This is a genomic window from Photorhabdus australis DSM 17609, from assembly GCF_000711895.1.
Lineage (GTDB): Bacteria > Pseudomonadota > Gammaproteobacteria > Enterobacterales > Enterobacteriaceae > Photorhabdus > Photorhabdus australis.
Genome location: NZ_JONO01000007.1, coordinates 88,598 through 110,014, shown reverse-complemented (window position 1 = coordinate 110,014; position 21,417 = coordinate 88,598). Strand labels below are relative to the sequence as shown.

The 21,417-nt window shown below is 40.7% G+C and carries 16 protein-coding genes; 8 read left to right on the top strand and 8 right to left on the bottom strand.

All coding sequences use genetic code 11. From position 1 onward, the window contains the following. Positions 1-218 precede the first annotated feature (218 nt). The 4 genes from BO26_RS03575 to BO26_RS03560 form a co-directional block, all read right to left on the bottom strand. Entirely contained in the window at positions 219-1,517 is a 1,299-nt protein-coding gene (locus BO26_RS03575; RefSeq protein WP_081861833.1) for a glycosyltransferase, read from the bottom strand. Between the two features lie 234 nt (positions 1,518-1,751). Beyond that, positions 1,752-3,035: a glycosyltransferase gene (locus tag BO26_RS03570; protein WP_081861832.1), complete on the bottom strand. Its 1,284-nt coding sequence runs from the start codon at positions 3,033-3,035 to the stop codon at positions 1,752-1,754. A gap of 226 nt (positions 3,036-3,261) precedes the next feature. Then, the gene (locus BO26_RS03565) at positions 3,262-4,560 is read right to left on the bottom strand and encodes a glycosyltransferase (RefSeq protein WP_036768817.1); all 1,299 of its coding nucleotides are present in this window, start codon (positions 4,558-4,560) and stop codon (positions 3,262-3,264) included. A gap of 243 nt (positions 4,561-4,803) precedes the next feature. Beyond that, positions 4,804-5,922 carry a YcbX family protein gene (locus tag BO26_RS03560; protein WP_036768815.1) on the bottom strand — a complete coding sequence of 373 codons (1,119 nt, stop codon included), beginning with the start codon at positions 5,920-5,922 and terminating at the stop codon, positions 4,804-4,806. Between the two features lie 104 nt (positions 5,923-6,026). Between BO26_RS03560 and rlmKL the strand changes: the two genes are divergently transcribed. From rlmKL to rmf, 6 genes are all read left to right on the top strand, one after another. Next, a complete protein-coding gene (rlmKL, locus tag BO26_RS03555; protein ID WP_036768812.1) occupies positions 6,027-8,144 on the top strand; it encodes a bifunctional 23S rRNA (guanine(2069)-N(7))-methyltransferase RlmK/23S rRNA (guanine(2445)-N(2))-methyltransferase RlmL in 2,118 nt (705 codons plus the stop codon). A 5-nt stretch (positions 8,145-8,149) separates the two neighbouring features. Further along, positions 8,150-10,060 (top strand): ABC transporter ATP-binding protein, encoded by a 1,911-nt coding sequence (locus tag BO26_RS03550; RefSeq protein WP_036768810.1) that lies wholly within the window; start codon positions 8,150-8,152, stop codon positions 10,058-10,060. Between the two features lie 89 nt (positions 10,061-10,149). Continuing rightward, positions 10,150-11,397 (top strand): membrane integrity-associated transporter subunit PqiA, encoded by a 1,248-nt coding sequence (gene pqiA, locus BO26_RS03545; protein WP_036768807.1) that lies wholly within the window; start codon positions 10,150-10,152, stop codon positions 11,395-11,397. A gap of 4 nt (positions 11,398-11,401) precedes the next feature. Next, positions 11,402-13,066 (top strand): intermembrane transport protein PqiB, encoded by a 1,665-nt coding sequence (gene pqiB / locus BO26_RS03540; RefSeq protein ID WP_201771243.1) that lies wholly within the window; start codon positions 11,402-11,404, stop codon positions 13,064-13,066. Next, on the top strand, positions 13,063-13,626 hold the full coding sequence (gene pqiC, locus BO26_RS03535; protein ID WP_081861831.1) for a membrane integrity-associated transporter subunit PqiC: 564 nt from the start codon (positions 13,063-13,065) through the stop codon (positions 13,624-13,626). The genes pqiB and pqiC overlap by 4 nt, the downstream gene beginning before the upstream one ends. 246 nt (positions 13,627-13,872) lie before the next feature. After that, positions 13,873-14,040 carry a ribosome modulation factor gene (gene rmf / locus BO26_RS03530; RefSeq protein ID WP_036768803.1) on the top strand — a complete coding sequence of 56 codons (168 nt, stop codon included), beginning with the start codon at positions 13,873-13,875 and terminating at the stop codon, positions 14,038-14,040. Between the two features lie 1,187 nt (positions 14,041-15,227). On the opposite strand, the gene fabA is transcribed toward rmf, so the two are convergent. Next, a complete protein-coding gene (gene fabA, locus BO26_RS03520) occupies positions 15,228-15,746 on the bottom strand; it encodes a bifunctional 3-hydroxydecanoyl-ACP dehydratase/trans-2-decenoyl-ACP isomerase (protein ID WP_036768799.1) in 519 nt (172 codons plus the stop codon). A gap of 83 nt (positions 15,747-15,829) precedes the next feature. Continuing rightward, positions 15,830-17,560, bottom strand: coding sequence for an AAA family ATPase (locus BO26_RS03515; RefSeq protein ID WP_036768875.1), 1,731 nt, complete (start codon positions 17,558-17,560; stop codon positions 15,830-15,832). Between the two features lie 205 nt (positions 17,561-17,765). Between BO26_RS03515 and matP the strand changes: the two genes are divergently transcribed. Continuing rightward, a complete protein-coding gene (matP, locus tag BO26_RS03510) occupies positions 17,766-18,221 on the top strand; it encodes a macrodomain Ter protein MatP (protein WP_036768797.1) in 456 nt (151 codons plus the stop codon). A gap of 140 nt (positions 18,222-18,361) precedes the next feature. On the opposite strand, the gene ompA is transcribed toward matP, so the two are convergent. Together ompA and sulA are read right to left on the bottom strand one after the other, a co-directional pair. Further along, the gene (gene ompA, locus BO26_RS03505; protein WP_036768794.1) at positions 18,362-19,462 is read right to left on the bottom strand and encodes a porin OmpA; all 1,101 of its coding nucleotides are present in this window, start codon (positions 19,460-19,462) and stop codon (positions 18,362-18,364) included. Between the two features lie 558 nt (positions 19,463-20,020). Further along, entirely contained in the window at positions 20,021-20,539 is a 519-nt protein-coding gene (gene sulA, locus BO26_RS03500) for an SOS-induced cell division inhibitor SulA (protein ID WP_036768792.1), read from the bottom strand. Between the two features lie 245 nt (positions 20,540-20,784). On the opposite strand from sulA, the gene BO26_RS03495 reads away from it, so the two are divergent. Beyond that, on the top strand, positions 20,785-21,387 hold the full coding sequence (locus BO26_RS03495; protein WP_036768790.1) for a TfoX/Sxy family DNA transformation protein: 603 nt from the start codon (positions 20,785-20,787) through the stop codon (positions 21,385-21,387). Positions 21,388-21,417: the final 30 nt, after the last annotated feature.

Sequence of the window (21,417 nt, the reverse complement as noted above, 5' to 3'; positions counted from 1 at the left end):
TTGTTCTACTCTCCTTTTTAAGAGTCAAGTCGCTTTTTCTTGAATTCTAAAATCATCTGCTAACTATCAGCACAAAAACTAGCTTTATATAAGCTACAATTCATTCATTTGATGCAGGCGTGAAAAATATAATAGGAAGCATTTTAGATTTTAGTTGCTCTCTCCCCTCTGGACAAAATTAGCCTCGAGATGGGGAGGAGAGACAATATATCAAGGGGTTAATTAGCACGATTTCGTTCGAGGATTAATTGTTCTGCATGATTGGATATTGCTGCTAATGCGTCGTGACTGGCGTAATCATCTTGGACGATTTGTGCGCGTTGTTTAAACAAATTTGTACTCAGCATATTTTCCACTGTTTGCTTAAGTTGAGATTCAGCGGGTTGTGCTGTATCCAGATTAATACCGCATCCAGCCCATACGACGCGAAATGCTGTTTCCTGTTTACCTTCTCCTGTATCGGCAATGAGCAATGGTGTACCGTGGTTGAGAGCGTAATTAATTGTGCCGTAACCACCGTTGGTTATTAACAATGAAGCTTTCGGTAGCCAGTCCTCAAATGAAATAAATTCTTCGATGTGTGCATTGTCAGGTATGTTCTCTTGCAGTATTTCTACCGATCTACCACCGGTGGTTGCCAATACACGAACAGGCAATGTTGCAAGCGCCCGCAGTGTGGGGAGAATTAACTGATTTAAATCAGTATTGGACATGGTGCCTTGAGTAACGACAACCAATGGACGTGGATCATCGTCTTCCCATAATTGAGGTGATTCTATTTTCGGTGCGGGGTTGGGGAGTGGGCCGATAAAATGGACTGTATCAGGTAATCCTTCTCGTGGATATTCAAATGCCAGGGTTGAAAGTTGCAAAAAGCGATCAGAGCTAAAGATGACTTCATCGTTGAAAAATCGGGTTAACGTAGAGCATCCTGACTGAGCTAGTGCGTCATTGAAGTTATTCTGTACTTCGGTTATTAGTTGTCGAGCCTCCTCATCCACGAGTTGCTCATGTGTCAATTCTGATGGCAGTAATGCAGGTGGGATACGTGGTCCCCAGAAAATTGAATCTTTTGAAGAGTAAGCCAGAGGCGTTATGCCGATGATGATTACTGGAAGGCGATGAGATTTTTCTTTTTGCAACAGTGGCAATATGCCATAAAAGCAGTTCTCGGCTATAAGTAACTCTGCTTGCTGTTCATGGATGATTTGTTGTAATTGACGGTCGAGAAGTGGGATGGGGCTACAGAAGAAATCTTTAAACGCTAGTGCCATTTGTAGGTTTCCTGGCGGAACATGCGCTCGGTCAGGAAAACGTTGCTTTAAGTGACGGTAATCAAAGTCTATTTTTTCATCAAAAGGGATAAATGTTGCGTTTAAATCTTCTACATGTTGGCGAAATAACACGCCAGTGAATACAGTTACCTGATGTCCTTGTGTTATCAGTGATTGAGTTACCTTTAACATCGGATAGACATGTCCTGGTGTTGCAACCGCTGCAATGACAATTCGTGCCATAACTTACTCCTTCTACTGTTTTGATTTAATTGCGCTAACTCCTGACTCATAGTGTGATTATTTATGACTACTGTCATAAATTCATTGTAGTAACAATAGTTCATTATGACAATAATCACTATGGTTTATTTTCTTGCTAGGTTGTTAAATATACAGATTTCCTCCCCCCCTTTAGTCTGTGTTAGCACTAAAATGGAGAGGAAGGACGAAGTATCTGGGGATTAGCTGATGGCTTTATGCGAGAGTTAACTGCTCTACGTGATTGGATATTGCTGTTAATGCATCATGTCTTGCATAATCTTTTTGGACAATTTGTGCACGTTGTTTAAACAAGTCTGTACTTAACATATTTTCCACTGTTTGCTTAAGTTGAGATTCAGTGGGGTGTGCTGTCTCCAGATTAATTCCGCATCCAGCCCATACAACACGAAAAGCTGCTTCCTGCTTGCCTTCTCCTGCATCTGCAATGAGTAATGGTGTTCCGTGGCTAAGGGCATAATTGATGGTTCCATAACCACCGTTGGATATGAGTAATGAAGCTTGCGGTAGCCAATGCTCAAATGAAATAAATTCTTCAATACATACGTTTTCGGGTAGATCTTTCCTCAATGTTTCGACTGGTCTGCCCCCGGTGGTTGCCAATACACGCACTGGTAATGTCGCCAGTGCGTGTAATGTGGGGAGAATTAACTGATTTAAATCGGTATTGGATATAGTACCTTGAGTGACGACAACCAGTGGACGTGGATCATCTTCTTCCCATAATTGAGGTGATTCTATTTTCGGTGCAGGGTTAGGAAGCGGCCCAATAAAATGGACTGTATCAGGTAATCCTTGTCGTGGGTATTCAAATGCCAGGCTTGAGAGCTGTAAAAAGAGATCAGCACCAAAAATCATTTCATCATTGAAAGGTCTGGTTAACGCAGATCCTCCAGACTGGATTAATGAATCATTGAAGCTATCCTGTACTTCGGTTATTAACTGCTGGTTGGTTTCATCTACCAGTTGTTCATGTGTCAATTCTGGTGGTAATACCGCGGGCGGGATACGAGGTCCCCAAAAAACTGAATCTTTCGAAGAGTAAGCCAAAGGTGTTATGCCAACAACTATTACTGGAAGACGATGGGCTTTTTCTTTTTGCAGCAGAGGTAATATACCGTAAAAGCAGTTCTCGGCTATAAGCAGTTCCGCTTGTTGTTCACGAATGATTTGTCGTAATTGACGATCAAGAAGTGGGATTGGGGCGGAAAAGAAGTTCTTAAATGCCAGTGCCATTTGTACATTTCCCGGAGGAAGTTGAGCGCGGTTAGGGAAATGCTGTTCTAAATGACGGTAGTCAAAGTCTATTTGTTCGTCAAAAGGGGCAAATTGTGCGCTTAACGCTTCTACTTGTTGGCGAAATAGCGCACCGGTAAATACTGTGACCTGATGTCCTTGTGCTATCAGTGATTCAGCAACCTTTAACATCGGATAGACATGCCCAGGTGTCGCGACCGCTGCAATGACAATACGTGCCATGATTTGCTCCTTCATACATATTGTTTTGATTGAGTTACGCTAGCTCCTGACGCAGAGTGTAGTCATTTTATGACGGCAGTTATAAATTCATTATCGTAATAATTAATTCATTATGATAATAATCATTGATGTTGACTTTTTGATGAAATTATTGCATATGCTGGCTTCCTCCCCTTTTAGATCGCGTTAATACAAAAATGGGGAGGAAGTACAAAAGACTTGGGGATTAGTTAATGCGGCTGCGTTCAAGAATTAATTGTTCTACATGCTTAGATATTTCTGCTAATGCATCATGTCTTGCGTAGTCTTGTTGGACGATTTTTGCTCGTTGTTTAAATAAGTTTGTGTTGAGAATCTTTTCTACTGATTGCCTTAGCGCGGTTTCAGTAGGATATGCTGTGTTGAGACTAATACCGCATCCTGCCAGTATGACACGAAAGGCGGTTTCTTGCTTACTTTCACCTGCATCTGCAATAAGTAACGGCACGCCGTGGCTGAGAGCGTAATTAATGGTTCCGTAGCCACCATTAGAGATCAAAAGCTCGGCTTTTGGTAACCAGTGTTCAAACGAGATAAAGTCTTTAACGCAGGCGTTTTCCGGGATGACTTCATTGAGTGTTTCTACCGCTCTACCCCCTGTTGTTGCTAGTACACGAACAGGTAATGTGGCTAGCGCCCGTAGAGTAGGAAGGAGTAACTGATTCAAATCTGAATTGGAAATAGTACCTTGAGTGACTATAACTAATGGACGAGGGTCGTCGTCTTCCCATAAATGAGGTGCTTCTGTTATTGGAGTAGAGTCAAGTATTGGACCAATAAAATGGACTGTATCAGATAATTCTTCTCGTTCGTATTCAAATGCCAGGGTTGATAGTTGCAAGAAGCGATCAGCACCCAAAATTATTGCATCGTTGAAAGGTCTGGTTAATGCAGAGCATCCTGATTGGATGAGTGCATCATCGAAATAAGTTTGGACTTCTGCTATCAGTTGCCGGGTTTTTTCATCGACTAATTGTTCATGTGTTAATTCTGGTGGTATGAGCACGGGAGGAATACGTGGTCCAAATAAAATGGTATCTTTAGAAGAATAAGACAGAGGACCTAAACCTAAGATGATAACTGGAAGGCGACAAATTCTTTCTTCTTGCAGTAGTGGTAATATACTAAAAAAGTAGTTCTCGGTTATAACGAGTTCCGCTTGTTGCTCACGAATAATTTGTTGCAGCTGTTGGCTAAGAAATGGGATAGGCTCAGCGAAGATATGTTTTAACGAGAGTGCCAATTGCAGGTTTCCAGGAGGGAGCTGTGCACGTAAGGGAAAGTGCTGTACGAAGTGGCGATAGTCATAATCTATTCTTTCATCAAAAGCGACAAATTGTGCATTGATTGCTTCTACTTGTTGACGAAATACGGCTCCGGTGAATAAGGTAATTTGATGTCCTTGAGAAATTAATGATTGAGCAACTTTTAACATGGGGTAGAAGTGCCCAGGACTTGCGATTGCGGCAATAACAATACATGCCATAAATTCACTCCTTATGTGCTTTGAAAAGATTATTTAAGTATTTGCGTAGTGTATAATTAGCTTAATGCCTAACCAGTTTATAATAATAATGATTATTATTGTCGATTAATTTGGATAGAATGGGGGTTAATGCATAACTCATAAAACTAAAATAGCCAATAAGAGTTATAAAGGAATTGGTGTAATTAATGGAATTACCCGCGCGCTAATTTATAGCGCTGCGGTCCAATTTGGATTTAAACTCTATTCTTCGCTATTGCTTTTAAGAATAAGATTATTCTTAGGAATACAGGAACAAGCTAGAATATATCCGTCATTTTTAATGGCTGTTGATTTTAATGGAGAAACTTCTCCCTGAACTAAAGAAATGCTACAGCATCCACATATGCCAGCTCGACATGAATAAGGTACATTGATGCCTTGTTGTTCCAGCTGTTCTAAAATGATTTGTTGATTATTACCTGTGAAAATTTTTCCATTATATTCAATAGTTACAGTTTGATTATTTGTTTTTGGCACATCAATGCTTTCAACTATTTCACTACTGTCATATTTACGAGGATCTTTTTTCGCTAATATAGTTACAGTATCTCCAACGCGAATAATGCCACTTGAACGGGCAATGAGATTCTGGCCAAAGTCGATATCACCATTTTCTGCGGTACGGAATGATTGCAATGTTGCTAAGGGTTCTCCGTTTGGATTTTTAATTCCTTTATCAACGCTGACAGTTGTTAGAATACAGCGGCTACATGGTTTAGGTAAGTCAAAAATAACATTCCCAATCTGGATTGATTGCCAACTATCTTCTGCAAATGCTTCTGCACCGGTAATAACAATATTTGGACGAAATTGTTCTAATCTAATACTAGCAGGGCAACGTTGTTGTAATAAATGAAATGAAGCCTCGTTAATAAGCAAGAATGGGTAACCATCAGCAAATGATAATGGAACTTCAGGATGTTTTTTTACCCTGCGAGTTAATTCATGACTTAACCAGCGTAATTGTACTGGAATATCAAAAAAAACACTTAACCATTGGTTAATTTCTTCTGGAGCAATCAGAGCAGTAAAATGATTGCCCCATACTTCAGTGGGTTTCTGCTCATGCAGGAAATCGCTATAGAGCACAGTGGCATTTTCGCCGTTAGGTGCAAGCAGATAAATACCATTGTTTAAAATAGCTGGAGTGAACAACAACATCTGGGGATATTTACGAGCTGTAATAAAGGTCCCGTCTGGGGTGGTGAGCATAAAATTGCGGTCGAAAATAAGACCGCTTTCACTCACTAATGCATGGGAAAGTTGCAAACCACGCATAGACTTTACCGGGTGGGTATACAGGCGAGACAAAGTTATCATCCATTAACCTCCATGAGAAACGTTTTCTTGGCATGAGCAACTTTATGACATGTCACCCGGATTAGCTATAATGCGTAACAATTTTCTTTTTGGTGATACACAATATGAACTCTTTGTTTGCCAGTACGGCACGCGGATTAGAAGAACTGTTAAAGAACGAACTGGAAATGCTGGGTGCGCAATCATGCAAAATTGTGCAAGGCGGAGTTCATTTTCAAGGTGACGATAGAGTGATGTATAAAAGTCTGATGTGGAGCAGACTGGCATCACGTATTTTACTACCGCTAAACGAATTTAATGTTTATAGCGACTTAGATCTCTATCTTGGGGTTCAGTCTGTTGATTGGAGCCAGATTTTCTCTGTAGACAGCACTTTCTCTGTGCATTTCAGTGGTACGAATGAAGAGATCCGAAACACTCAATATGGTGCACTCAAAGTTAAAGACGCCATTGTCGACAGCTTTATTCGTAAGTTGGATCAACGTCCAAATGTGGCAAAACAACATCCTGATATTCGAATTAATGTTTTCCTGAATAAAGAGAAAGCCAGCGTTGCTCTGGACTTGAGTGGTGAAGGTTTACATATTCGTGGTTACCGAGATCTTGCAGGTCAGGCTCCGTTGAAAGAAAACTTGGCTGCGGCAATTATCCTACGTTCAGGTTGGCGGATAGGGGCTCCGATGGTCGACCCTATGTGTGGTTCAGGCACGTTATTGATTGAAGCCGCAATGATGGCGGCTGATCGTGCTCCGGGGTTGCATCGCAATAACTGGGGTTTTGCTGCATGGTTGAAGCATGATAAAGAAATTTGGTGTGAGGTAACCGCAGAAGCGCAAGTTCGTTTCCGTAAAGGTCTTCAGGAAACAACCTCCCGTTTCTTTGGTTCTGATATTGATCGCCGAGTGCTGGATATGGCCCGGTCAAATGCCCGTAGAGCAGGGGTTGCACAGTTGATAACTTTCCAGCAAGGAGATGCCAGCCATTTGGAAAACCCGTTATCGGGAGGTTCTGCCGGAATGGTATTAAGTAATCCACCATATGGTGAACGTCTGGAGAGTGAGCCAGCATTAGTTGCACTACACAGTTTATTTGGCCGGGTGATGAAAAGCCGTTTTCCTGGCTGGCGTTTGTCGCTGTTTAGTGCATCACCTGAATTGCTAAGCTGCCTGCAATTACGAGCTGAACGTGAGTTTAAAGCCAAAAATGGTCCACTGGATTGCGTACAGAAAAACTATCAGCTATCAGATAAACCGCACTCATCTGAGATAGATATAGCGGGAGATTATGCCAATCGCCTTCGCAAAAATGAAAAGAAATTAACTAAATGGGCAAAACAGCAAGGGATTGATTGTTATCGTCTGTATGATGCTGACTTACCCGAATATAACGTTGCTGTTGACTATTATGCGGGTAAAGTGGTGATTCAGGAGTATGCTCCCCCGAAAAGTGTTGATGCTAATAAAGCGCGTCAGCGTTTATTCGATGTTATCAGTGCAACGATGCAGGTTCTTGGGCTTTCATCAAATCAATTGGTGCTCAAGACTCGTCAGCGTCAGAAGGGCAAAAGCCAATATGAAAAAATAGCGGAGAAACAAGAATTTTTTCTGGTAAATGAATATGGCGCGAAATTTTGGGTCAACCTAGCTGACTATCTGGATACGGGATTGTTCCTGGATCATCGTACTGCTCGGAAAATGCTGGCGGAAATGAGTGAGGGGAAAGATTTTCTGAATCTATTTGCTTATACCGGATCAGCGACTGTGCATGCTGGGATAGGTGGCGCGCGTTCAACAACAACGGTAGATATGTCTCGAACTTATCTTGAGTGGGCTGAACGGAACTTACAAGCTAATGGGTTGACAGGCCGCCAGCACCGTTTGATTCAGGCTGATTGTCTCGCTTGGTTGGGCCAGACTCGTGAACAATTTGATTTGATTTTTATTGATCCGCCAACTTTCTCTAATTCTAAGCGGATGGAAGATACTTTTGATGTACAACGCGATCATATCATGTTGATGAAACAGCTTAAGCGTTTGTTACGTCGTGGTGGAACGCTGATGTTTTCCAACAATAAACGCGGTTTTAAAATGGATTTTTCTGAGCTGGAAAAAATTGGCTTGGTGGCAGAAGAAATCACCAGCAAAACCCAGTCACAGGATTTTGCCCGTAACCGTCAAATTCATAACTGCTGGCTATTACGTCACTCTGGTGAGGAAAAATAATTACTATGTCATTAATCAATTTATCCGGTGCATGGTTGTCGTTCAGTGATGCCCCTCTACTTGATAATGCAGAATTGCATATAGAAGAAAATGAAAGGGTTTGCCTGGTTGGCCGTAATGGTGCAGGGAAATCCACTTTATTGCGAGTATTAGCAAAAGAACAATCATTGGATGATGGTCAGGTTATTTATGAGCAGGATCTGGTCGTTGCCCGATTACAGCAAGATCCACCTCGTGACGTAGAAGGAACTGTTTTTGATTTTGTCGCTGAAGGTGTTCAGGAGCAAGCTGAATACATTAAATCTTTCCATCAGGTTTCCCGTATGGTGGAGCAAGATCCCAGTGAGAAAAACCTCAGCCGTCTGGCAGAATTGCAGGAGGTTTTGGATATCCGTGGACTATGGTCGTTGGACAGCCGTATTAATGACGTATTAAAACAGCTTTCTTTACCTGCGGAAGAGAAACTCTCTTCTCTTTCTGGCGGTTGGTTACGTAAGGCTGCATTGGGAAGGGCACTGGTCAGCTCACCAAAAGTTTTGTTTCTTGATGAGCCGACCAACCATCTGGATATTGATACGATTGAGTGGCTGGAAAATTTTTTGAAAGATTTTCAGGGCAGTATTGTTTTCATTTCCCATGATCGTTCATTTATTCGCAGTATGGCAACCCGTATTGTTGATTTGGATCGCGGTAAATTGGTTTCATGGCCGGGTAATTACGATAAGTTTCTTGAGGGCAAAGAAGAATCGCTGCGTGTGGAAGAAATGCAGAATGCTGAATTTGATCGCAAGCTGGCGCAGGAAGAAGTCTGGATTCGCCAGGGGATCAAAGCGCGTCGTACTCGTAATGAAGGACGCGTTAGGGCATTGAAAGCATTACGTGTTGAACGTTATCAACGTCGTGAGGTGATGGGAACTGCCAAAATACAGATGAAAGAAGTAAGCCGTTCCGGCAAAATTGTGTTTGAGCTGGAAAATGTTAATTATCAGATTGGCGACAGGAAATTAGTCGATAATTTCAGCGCTCAGATTCAGCGTGGCGATAAAATTGCACTAGTAGGACCAAATGGTTGCGGTAAAACAACTTTATTGCGATTAATGTTAGGCGATCTGCAACCTGATAGTGGCCGCGTTCGTTGTGGTACTAAACTAGAGATTGCTTATTTTGATCAGCATCGCGCAGCACTTGATCCTGAAAAAACGGTGATGGACAACTTAGCTGAAGGTAAACAGGAAGTGATGGTCAATGGCCGTCCTCGTCATGTTTTGGGCTATTTACAGGATTTTCTGTTCCATCCCAAACGGGCAATGACACCGGTTAAAGCACTTTCTGGTGGTGAAAGGAACCGGTTATTACTGGCGCGTCTGTTCCTGAAACCCAGTAATTTGTTGGTGCTTGATGAGCCAACTAACGATCTGGATGTGGAAACACTGGAATTGCTGGAAGAGCTGGTAGATAGTTATAAAGGTACTGTATTACTGGTTAGCCACGATCGTCAGTTTGTTGATAATTCAGTGACTGAGTGCTGGATTTTTGAAGGTAATGGTGTGATTAATAACTATGTTGGTGGTTATTATGATGCTCAGCAGCAACGAGAGCAGACCGTATCGTTACGCCAACAAAACGAAAAAAAAACTAAAGTTGAAGTTAAGGCAGAGAAAGTTAAAGAGTCGCCAAAACGTTCAGGTAATAAAATGAGTTACCATTTATTGCGTGAATTAGAACAACTTCCATCATTGCTGGAGAAATTGGAAGAAGAAATTGATCAATTACAATCTCAAGTGAGTGATGCTGAATTCTTTAACCAATCTCATGTCGTGACTCAAAAAGTACTGACTGAATTGTCTGAGAAAGAGCAAACATTAGAAACTGCTTTTGAGCGCTGGCAGGAATTGGAAACATTGAAAAACGGTTGATAGTCATCATGATTTACAGAATCATGCCGTGATTCTTCTCAGTATGATTCTGTGAATATTTCCGATTTTCCTAAAAGAGGAGAAAAACCTTGTGTTCCAATAACCATCATCATGAAATGGTATTGTGCCCTCAATGCGACTTGCTGGTGGAACTACCAGAATGGGAACAAGGAACGAAGGCGGTTTGTCCTCGTTGTCAAACGACATTAATCGCATGGTGGAAGGAGCCTAAACATCAGCCAACCGGTTATGCAATCAGCGCATTATTCATGCTATTAATTGCTTGCTTGTTTCCGTTTGTCAGCATGAGTGTGACAGGAATTGACAGCGAAATTACTTTATTTCAAATCCCACAGACGATGTTCAATGAAGATTATGCCAGCATAGGCATCTTCTTTCTGTTTTGTGTTCAACTGGTGCCTGCGTTTTGTATGGTGGCGATTATCTTGCTATGCCAGAGTATTGCTATGCCTCAGAAAATCAGGCTCTGGCTGGCCAGAGTTCTGTTTCAGATGAAAAACTGGTGTATGGTTGAAATTTTTCTGGCGGGGGTATTAGTCAGCTTTGTCAAATTAATAGCTTATGGTGATATCGGATTAGGCTTGAGTTTTTTGCCATATTGTCTGTTCTGCCTGCTCCAGGTGAGAGCGTTTCAGTGCTTGGATCGTCATTGGTTATGGAACCAGATTGAGTCTGCGCCTACGGTTGATATATCGTTGCAGGCGGGGAAATCGGGTTTGGTGCAGGGGGTTAGGTTATGTCAGTGTTGTACGGCTATTTTACCGGTAGACCAGCTGATATGTTCACGTTGTCATACTCGTGGGCATGCTCGTCGACGTAATAGCCTGCAATGGACAATGGCACTGTTAGTTACTGCTTTAATACTTTATATTCCCGCTAATGTCTTGCCAATGATGGTGACAGAATCGCTCGGAAATCAGAGTGATTCTACTATCATGGCTGGAGTGATATTACTGTGGAGTATAGGTTCATACCCTGTAGCTTTGGTTATTTTTATTGCCAGTATTATGGTGCCATCACTGAAAATGTTGGCAATTGGCTGGTTATGTTGGGATGCCAAAGGCCACGGTAGACGGGATTCGGCTCAAATGCATTTTATTTATGAAATTGTAGAATTTGTCGGTCGTTGGTCAATGATTGATGTATTTGTTATCGCAATATTGTCGTCATTGGTGCGTATGGGAAAGCTGATAAGTGTTTACCCTGCTATGGGTGCGATGATTTTTTCTTTAGTTGTAATCCTTACTATGTTTGCGGCAATGACATTTGATCCGCGTTTAATTTGGGATAGAGCCAACGTTAAGCATTCGTTATAAGGCAATGAGGAGTGTCAAAGTGACGGATAAAGTTGAAGACCAGAGTCAGGCCAAAATCGATAAAATTAAAAGTTGGTCGCCAGTCTGGATTGTACCGATTGTGACAGTGCTTATTGGTGCTTGGATATTGTTTTACCATTTTAGCCACCAAGGACCAGAAGTAACATTGGTTACTTCCAACGCAGAAGGGATTGAAGCAGGCAAAACTAAAATTAAAAGTCGCAGTGTAGACATTGGTGTAGTTGAGAGGGTTATGCTAAGTGATAACCTTAGCCAAGTTATCATTAAGGCCAGGTTGCATGATGGGATGGAAAAACTGTTACGTAGTGACAGCGCTTTCTGGGTAGTGAAACCTCAGATTGGCCGTGATGGAATCTCTGGGCTTGGTACTCTCCTTTCTGGTGCTTTTATTGAGCTTCAGCCGGGAACATTGGGTAATGAAGAAGATAAATTTTATTTGTTGGACTCACCACCATTGGCTTCACCTGATGCAAAAGGTATCCGTGTAATATTGAGTAGTGATAAAGCAGGTCAACTTAATCCGGGTGATCCAGTGCTGTTTCGTGGCTATCGAGTTGGTTCTGTTGAAACGAGTGAATTTGAACCGAAATCCCACTTGATGCGTTATCAGTTATTTATTAATGCACCTTATGATGGCCTATTAACAACTAATGTTCGTTTTTGGAAAGACAGTGGTATTACTGTTGATCTGTCTTCTCAAGGGGTACGTGTTGAAATGGCTTCATTATCAACTCTATTTGGTGGTGGTGTCAGCTTTGATGTACCTAAAGGTTGGGAATTGGGTGAACCTGTTAAAGAAAAAAGTACTTACAAACTTTTCGACAATATAAAGAGTATTCAGGATTCTTTATATACCGAACATAAAGATTATTTGTTGCTCTTTTCTGATTCAGTTCGTGGATTACAGCCGGGAGCGCCAGTGGAGTTTCGTGGTATTCGTATGGGAACTGTGGCAAAAGTACCGTTCTATTCAGAGGGAATGAAACAGCGATTGGATAATGATTTTCGCATTCCAGTACTTATCTCTATTGAACCTGGACGCTTTGAAAAAGAGCTGGGTGAAGGATTTGATGTTGAGAAAGAATTAAATAGTATAACTAAACGTGGCCTACGTGCTTCTCTTAAATCAGGTAACTTGCTGACTGGAGCACTGTTTATTGATTTGGATTTTTATCCGAATGAAAAAGGATGGACTGGCCCGTATGAAATTTCAGGTTATCCATTATTGCCAACGATCAGCGGTGGGCTTGCTCAAATTCAGCATAAGGTCATTTCAGCGCTGGATAAAATTAATAATATGCCAGTTGAGCCAATGTTTAATCAGGCCGTCCGCACTCTGGAAGAGAGTCAAAAAGCGATCAGAAAAGCACAACAAACCCTTGATGAATTGAATAAGGTGCTGGCAAATCCTGAAACGAAAGATCTGCCGAAAGACATACAGAAAACATTGCAAGAGTTTAACCGCAGTATGCAAGGTTTCCAGTCTGGTTCACCGGCTTATAATAAGATGTTGGATAATATGCAACGACTGGATCAAGTATTGAGTGAGTTGCGGCCTGTTCTGAGAACATTAAACAATAAGAGCAATGCATTAGTTTTTGAAGCTAAGCCAATTGAAGATCCAGAACCGAAGAAGGCTAAAAAATGATGAAAAGATTGGCATTGATTTTAGTGATTTTTATTTCGGCCTGTAGTAATCAGCTGGAAAAAACGTATTACCAGCTACCGATAGTGAAAATATCACCACAGAATGGTGCTGCAATACAGCATGATCGCCAGTTGTGGGTACAACGAATTATGCTGTCTGATTATCTATCATCTTCAGGTGTGGTGTATCAGAGTAGCGATGTTAGTTATACCAGTGCGGTAAATCATCTGTGGGCGAGCCCACTGGAACAGCAACTACAGCAAGTGCTAGTAGCTGAATTAACGATGGCATTACCTCAGCGTTTGGTTTCAGCCCAGCCCTTGGTAAACAAACCAGATACCTTGAATGTGATAATCACCAGTTTTCATGGACGTTATGACGGTAAGGTGATTTTGCAAGGTTATTGGACTTTAACCCGTCAAGGCGGGATCATTAAACAGCCTTTTAACCTAGAGTTGGAACAGAGAGAAGATGGTTACGATGATTTAGTCCGCACATTGGCAAAAGGATGGAGTCAGTTGGCACAAACTATTGCCAGTCAATTAACTTCCCAGGCATAACTTTTGTCATTCTCCGGGCATAAAGTCCTTATATGTCCGGAGAAGACAAGTATTATCAGAAAAATAAAAATTCATCTTTACTATCAGTATGTTATCGACTGTTTTGTGCTGATTATAACAAATATTACATTAATATGAATTTCTTGACTTGATTTTCAAAACTTATAGGGGTATTTCTAAATTGTGGTTGGATAAAGAACAACCGCTGTTTTTTTCTACTGATGTAGCTTATGAGGTAAGTAAAGCATGAAGAGACAGAAACGAGATCGTTTAGCACGTGCGTTATCCAAAGGGTATCAGGCTGGCATTTTAGGGCGTCCAAGGGAGAATTGTCCCTATTATTCGTTAGATGCCCGTTCTCATTGGTTAGGAGGATGGCGCCAGGCTATGGAAGACCGGGCGATGATGGCTTAGTTTGGCAAACTGAGGCCACAAATTAAGTAAAACCTCTTCTTTTTTGTCAATGTATTTACTAGGCTAAATTTGATCTGACAGAACTGATTGTTTATACATATGCAGATATCTGTCAGATTAAATCTTATTATATTTTTCGGCGTAGACTTCCCTGATATGCTCTTAAATTGAAACTCACTTGGCTTCGGTAGATATTTATATTCATCCATTCATGGGGGTTTTTGGTTAATTCGATAAAATATGAATTAATGGCCGCTCTAGTGACACGTCGTATTTAATCTACCCATATAGTTGATATTGCGGCCATTCAGTAATTTATCTACTAACGAGAGGGATAATTGCAGTAAGCAGGGTTTGATAAACATTTATGACGTATTTGAACCCTATAGAGAGGGCTATATTCCACATCTTCCCCGACTGCTATGGCTACATTTTCATGAGTTGAATAGGCTGTTTGAAGCAATGATAAAAGTATCGACCCGGCACTATAAGTACATACCCACCGAAATCCTCGGGCTTGAGTAGGAGTGACTATTCTCCCATAGCAATCTCCATTACTGTTAGATGCTTCTATCATTTCGATGGTACCTTCGATCTTATTTATTGCTATGGCAGTTGGTGTAATAGTTAATGCTACGATTATGAGTAGTATTTTTCTGATATTCATATAAATTACCCTTGGTTGTGTTTGTTAATAATAATTACTAATAATAAATTTTATTGATGTTTTTGCCTGTCACTAATATGCTTTTTCAGCTTATTTGATATATCAGGTCAATTTGATCATAGCACAATTTGTCAATTGCATGCTAATTAGCCAGAAATAAATTAGGTGCTTATACCGAATGAACTTCAAGATGCTTGAACCGTCAGACATAAAAACATTTAAATTCAAAAACATAATTGTTTTTCAAACATGCCCTTTGAAGTATCTTGAGTATATATTGCAGGTTATTTATATTTGTAGTCGGATTAGGTTAAGTGAGAACTTAATTTGATTTTTTTGTTCTATGTGGGTATTAAATCTCATACTTTGAGATATATCAGGAATTGCCTTTGAGAGGAAAAAGCAACACCAACTATTTTTTTCAAGATATGTGCTATTTACTCGGTGGAGCGCTTTTAGTGAAAAAGGTGAAAAGCAATTAGCCAGCCACCTTCCTTTTAGGTATGTCACTGATTATTTATTAAAAAGAGCTGGTATCTTTAAACAAGCCTACTTTCAGATCCGTTGCTGTGTAGATGATTTTGCCATCTACTAATACTTCACCATCAGCCAGCCCCATAATCAATTTACGGTTAATAACGCGTTTAAAGTTGATACGGTAAGTGACTTTTTTAGCCGTTGGTAATACCTGGCCGGTGAACTTAACTTCACCAACGCCAAGGGCTCGGCCTTTGCCTTCGCCACCTAACCAGCCAAGGAAAAATCCAACCAACTGCCACATGGCATCAAGGCCAAGGCAACCGGGCATTACCGGATCATTAATAAAATGGCAATCGAAAAACCATAAATCAGGGGTAATATCCAACTCGGCTTCTATATAACCTTTATCGTAGGTACCACCATTTTCTGTCATTTCAATGATGCGATCCATCATTAACATATTACCAGATGGTAATGGTGGTCCATTCTCTCCGAACAGCTCACTGCGTCCAGATGCGATAAGATCTTCTTTTGTGTAGGATTTGCGTTTATCAACCATATTATCAGGTAGCCTTATATTTAGTGTAGAGTAAATAATAGAGTACACCTGTACGCTGAACAACTCCGATCAGACATTTTAAATTAACCTAGCCAGCGAAGGAACCACGGGAACTTAGGCCGTTCTTGATTATTCGCTTGGGTTATACGTTCCTGTATCATAGCTAACAAATGTGTTTCTTGTTGATCATAATAAGGGACCCCTGTCAGTAAAGGTAGCGCTTCAGAAACATGTTTTACTGACCATAAATGAAATTTTTGTTCTTTTACTGCGTCTACAACTGCTTGATTGAGGCATAAATGGCGGACATTTGCAGTTGGTAGAATGACACCTTGCTGACCAGTTAGTCCTCTACGGCGACATACTTCAAAGAAACCTTCAATTTTTTCATTAATACCACCAATTGGCTGAACATAACCAAATTGATCTACTGCACCGGTAACGGCCAGTTGTTGATCAATGGGTTGCTGGGAAAGAGCACTTATCAGTGCGCATAGTTCAGCAAGTGAAGCGCTGTCACCGTCAACTTCGCCATAGGATTGTTCAAATACAATAGATGCGGAGAAAGGTTGAGGTTGATCCAGTTTTAACTCGGAAATCAGAAATGCTTGCATAATCATCATTCCTTTTGCATGAATATTGCCACCTAACTCAACTTTGCGTTCGACATCAATAAACTCCCCATCTCCCATATGAGCCACACAAGTGATACGAGATGGTTCTCCGACTGAATCAGGATGGCCAGGGTACTCTAGCACAGATAATCCGTTAATTTGGCCAATGACCATTCCCTCAGTACGAATCAGAACCTGGCCTTGCTGAATCTCATCTAAGCTACGTTCAGACAGATAGCTATGACGCCAGTGACGATTTTCTACAGCTTGTTTAATTGATTTAGCTGTAATTTGGTTTTCTTGCTGATAAAGTGCTGCGGCTATCAGTTGTTGTTGTAGCCAAAGAATATCCAAAGGTAGACGGTGTTTATCTTCTACATAACGGGTTGCTTGTTGGATAAACTCAGGCCAGGCATTACGATTCAGTGGGGGTAATTGCCACTGTTGAATAAGCCCATTGATATAACTGCACCATAGACTTAAATCCTGCTCATTATGTAGTGGCATATCCAACTCAAATTCGCCATACAGAGCACTTTTTGCTAATTCAGGCTCTGTAACTTGAAATTCTTCAAGACTGAGGCGATCTCCAACTAAAATCAAATGCAGATTTAATGGCATGGAAGGAATAGGTAATGGTAAAGATTTGTTATTATCCTGAGATAACCATTCAAAGCGTTGTTGAATAGTCATCTGTTTTAGGCGAACCCATATTAATGGCTGGGACAATAGGGTGCGTAACGGAAGAATAAGTACGCCACCATTTACCTGATGGATTAACCCAGGTTGCAGATGAATTTCTCCATGGTGAGAATGGACACAGCCAAATAATTGTTCTGCTTCTATCCATTCACGATAGGCTACTCGCAATTTAGGTGTGAAATAGCCTTCTGCTGATGATTGCCAGCCAATTTTTTGTTGTCCTATCTGATAATTGCCGCCAATTTGGGGCATTTCTTTGGGGAGTAATCGGTAGATAGATTCAGCTAATGCTGACAAATAAGTATCACATTCCTCAGCTTTCAACAGCATAAAAGGCTGGCGGGAATCCATCCGGCAGAAAAGCTTCAAGCCACTATGTAGTCGCGATTGAACGGCTTCCATACCGGCAGGAGCCTGTTGAGACGCAGAATGAAAAAACGCATTATAGGGCGTGTTATCCGGCAGTAATGCCTGCCAGTCTAGTTTGTTATTGGTCAAAGTGATCGCTATATGTTGTAAAGTAGAAAAGTGCCGATTATACAAGATCAAGAGATAAACCAACATGCTTGAATGTTTGCCATTTCAGGCATTTTATGTAAAGCATCTTATGAACGAAAAACGGGCATTAATTATTTTAGCTATAAGCAATTTACCAGAATAGTTGCTATGCTTGTTTTAAGTTACGCTGTCACTGAGAAATAAGATGAAATATCAACAATTGGAAAATCTGGAATGTGGCTGGAAATGGGCTTATCTGATGAAAAAACATCAGGAAGGTGAGCTAATTACTAAATATATTGAAAACAGTGCAGCTTGTGAAGCAGTTGATAAGCTTATCAAGCTTGAAAGTGATCCGGTAAAGGTACTTAACTGGATTGAACAGTATATGAATCCTGATTTATCCAACCGTATGAAACAAACTATCCGTGCTCGGCGTAAACGGCATTTTAATGCTGAGCATCAGCATACTCGCAAAAAATCTATCGATTTAGATTTTCCTGTATGGCATCGCTTATCTGCACTTTCTCAGCGACGGGGTAACACGCTATCTGAAACGATCATACAGCTGATTGAGGATGCTGAACGTAAGGAAAAATATGAAAATCAGATGTCTAGCCTGAAACATGATTTAGAGGCTATTTTGGGTAAAAGTGAGTAATTTCAGTTATTGATTGTGGGTTAATATTACAATAAAAATCTTAATCAAATTGATATAGAATTTTAATAAACAGAAAAGAAAACCCCGTTTGAAACAGGGTCTTCTGATCATTTGATTACTAATGCAATCAATAAAGGCTATTATTGAGCAGTTTGTGCTGGAGTCACAACTTCTTTAGTGCCTTGGATTTCGATCTCTACGCGACGATCTGGAGCCAGGCAGCTGATTAAATTAGGTTTGAGAACCTTATCACAAGTAGAACCAGTTACTGGGTTTGTTTTACCATGGCCTTCTGCACTAATGCTATCAGCAGGGATACCTTTAGCTACCAGATAGTCAACTACGCTTTGTGCACGTTTTTGAGACAATTTCTGGTTGTATACGTCTTTACCGATACGGTCAGTATAGCCTAGAACCAGCACTTTGCCCTGAGTAGGGTCGATGTGTGCTAATTCAGTGTACAGCTGATCCAAGGTATGCTTGCCTTCTGCTTTTAGCTCAGAGCTGGCGAATGCAAATAGAACATCAGAACGCAGAGTAAAGCGTTTGTTTTCAACAACTGGGGCTGGAGCAGGGGTTGGTGCAACAACCGGAGCTGGAGCAACAACTGGAGCTGCTGCTTCATCTTGGCCAAAACGGTAAGAAACACCTACGCTCAACAGGCCGTTGTCGGGGCGTGCACCTACTGTACCCGCATCACCGATATTGTTGACCCACTGGTAGTCCAGACGGGTAGCCCAGTTTTTGGTCAGAGCATACTCAACACCAATCGCTGCCAGTGGAGAAACACCGGTATCATGGTTTTTCAGATGAGTGTTAGTTGCGCCATAAGTTGCTTTGGAATCTGCACGCCAAACCATACCACCCAGACGAGTATAGATGTCCAGATCATCTGTAATTGGATAGCTCAACTTAGTCGCCAGTTGGAAACCGTGAGCTTTGAAGGCGCCATTGTTTACGTTGCCTTTGTAAGGCATACGACCTAACCAGTCATAGCCTATTTCGAAACCGAGATATGGATTGGTTTGATAACCTAAATAAGCACCAGCACCTAGTTGGTTTTTGTGCGTAGGGCCATTACCGATCTCATTGGTATAATCGTTACCGTAGAAGTTTACGTCATGGTATTGGGACCAACCCAATTTACCACCGGTATACCAAGTATTGTCTTTAGGAGCTGCTTGCGCTGCAGTTGTGAAAGCGGCCACTGCCACTGCTACCGCGATAGCTGTCTTTTTCATTTTAACGCCTCGTTATTATCATCACCCAATAGGCAATTGGCTTTGGGAGCCTTTTTACTTACTGCCTATCCCATTAGGCTATTTACATTTGCCATTCTTTGTAATTATTAAAGAGCGAACTTGAGTCGCGTTCAAGCTTCTCGTACTGCATGTACGCTCTGATATTCTGCGAACTATCCATGTTCATTATTCATCCTCATATTCACAAAAACGGCCCGCACTAATTACTTACATCTACTGAGATAGGCTATTAGCCATATTGATTAAAAACTCAGTTTAAGAATACTGTACCTTCGCAAACTAGTTAACCAAACAATACAAGAATACTAAGTGCAGTAGTCTTTAATGATGTAAAGTCTACAACGAAGTTAAAAAGTTACAAGTGGCCTTTGATTAATAGCGTAAAAAATTTAAAAGACAATGCGTTATTTTAGAAAAACTTTACTATTCTTTACAACTAATCCTATATTAATTAATTGATTTTAATTGTGATTAGTAGTTTTTGGCCTAAATTGGTTATTTTGTGTTATAGGATGTTGGGATAATCCTTGGTTTTGGTCAATGATAGTAAATAGAATGAATTTTTAGTAAATTTGGTTGTGATTCAGTACAGTCAGTTTCTTTATTTACATTTTGTGGGCGCATAATAAAACCCAATGCATTACCTTTTTGCGCTGCAAACTGCAATCTTACCGTATCTCTTTCTGATACTTTAGGCAACCAGCCAAGTACCAGACTGTAATTACCACTTGCTAATGCTCTTTCCATTGCGTCTACAGTTGTAATGGAGTTGATATGATTTAATTGAACAATTTTATCTAAAGGTAATCCAGAGTTAATTAACCATTGGCGGCTCAATTTCTTGTGTGAACTCACCCATAACAACCAGCGGGACTCATTCCCTGACTTACGTAATAAAGGTAATAATATATGGTTAATGACAGATTGGTTATCACTATAAATCAATTCACTCACGATACCACTTCTTCCCACTGAATTATCTTGTGTAAAGAGTGATGGCTGTCCTTCTGGTGATTGATGTTTAGAAGGGTAAACGCAGGATGATTGAATGCCCATAATGAACCTCGCCAAATAACTGTATGAACATACAGTATCTTCATGTTAGGCTAAGATCAAGTTTATTTTTTCAAAGAGCTTCGCAAATATTGATCATAAATCGCTTTAGGTTCATTTAATCATTGGCAGAAAAAATTGGATTGCGTATGTTTTCAATTGATTGTTCCTCTTATCTATTTTACTAATAACTGGGACAAATCTATGGATATAAGATTTATTTGCACTAAACTCATGGAGTGATCTGTATGTTTTTGTCTGAGGTACGTTTTACTCAACTCAAAAATGGTTTTTCTTCGTTTGGAAGATTGACAAGGAAACCGCAGTTTGGCGGCTACAGCCTGCTAGCTGACGGGGTTATGTTTGCTATTATTGCTGATGGGGAATTGTATTTACGGGGAAATGGTCATGCTGAAGTGTTATTTAAAGCCAGAGGAATGAAAAATTATATTTACTCGAAAAGAGGAGTACCTGTAACTTTGCGTTATTACCGAGTTGGTGAGTCACTTTGGCAAGATCAAGCGTTGTTGTCTCAATATGCTTATTTAGCTTATCACTACTCGTTGATTGAAGTGGCGGGTAAAAAGAAAGTACCAGTGCGCTTAAAAGATTTGCCTAACCTTGGGATGTCTCTTGAACGTCAGTTATGGAAAGTAGGAATATGTAAAGTTGAAGATTTACGGTTGTTAGGTGCGAAAGCCAGTTATTTAAAACTACATCAATATAAAAGAAAACGTAATGTTAGCTTGTTACTTGCCTTGGCTGGTGCAATTGAAGGATGTCACTCAGCTGTCTTACCGGTAAAAATTCGTAATGACTTATTACGCTGGCACAAAGAGTTGGTCTGTTAAATTTTTATCGTGAACAGCTAAGTAAAAGGG

Bases quoted from the DNA above. Each gene is read 5' to 3' on its own strand.
- BO26_RS03575 (WP_081861833.1), bottom strand. From the start codon at position 1,517: ATGGCACGAATTGTCATTGCAGCGGTTGCAACACCAGGACATGTCTAT.
- BO26_RS03570 (WP_081861832.1), bottom strand. From the start codon at position 3,035: ATGGCACGTATTGTCATTGCAGCGGTCGCGACACCTGGGCATGTCTAT.
- BO26_RS03565 (WP_036768817.1), bottom strand. From the start codon at position 4,560: ATGGCATGTATTGTTATTGCCGCAATCGCAAGTCCTGGGCACTTCTAC.
- BO26_RS03560 (WP_036768815.1), bottom strand. From the start codon at position 5,922: ATGATAACTTTGTCTCGCCTGTATACCCACCCGGTAAAGTCTATGCGT.
- rlmKL (WP_036768812.1), top strand. From the start codon at position 6,027: ATGAACTCTTTGTTTGCCAGTACGGCACGCGGATTAGAAGAACTGTTA.
- BO26_RS03550 (WP_036768810.1), top strand. From the start codon at position 8,150: ATGTCATTAATCAATTTATCCGGTGCATGGTTGTCGTTCAGTGATGCC.
- pqiB (WP_201771243.1), top strand. From the start codon at position 11,402: ATGAGGAGTGTCAAAGTGACGGATAAAGTTGAAGACCAGAGTCAGGCC.
- pqiC (WP_081861831.1), top strand. From the start codon at position 13,063: ATGATGAAAAGATTGGCATTGATTTTAGTGATTTTTATTTCGGCCTGT.
- rmf (WP_036768803.1), top strand. From the start codon at position 13,873: ATGAAGAGACAGAAACGAGATCGTTTAGCACGTGCGTTATCCAAAGGG.
- fabA (WP_036768799.1), bottom strand. From the start codon at position 15,746: ATGGTTGATAAACGCAAATCCTACACAAAAGAAGATCTTATCGCATCT.
- matP (WP_036768797.1), top strand. From the start codon at position 17,766: ATGAAATATCAACAATTGGAAAATCTGGAATGTGGCTGGAAATGGGCT.
- ompA (WP_036768794.1), bottom strand. From the start codon at position 19,462: ATGAAAAAGACAGCTATCGCGGTAGCAGTGGCAGTGGCCGCTTTCACA.
- sulA (WP_036768792.1), bottom strand. From the start codon at position 20,539: ATGGGCATTCAATCATCCTGCGTTTACCCTTCTAAACATCAATCACCA.
- BO26_RS03495 (WP_036768790.1), top strand. From the start codon at position 20,785: ATGTTTTTGTCTGAGGTACGTTTTACTCAACTCAAAAATGGTTTTTCT.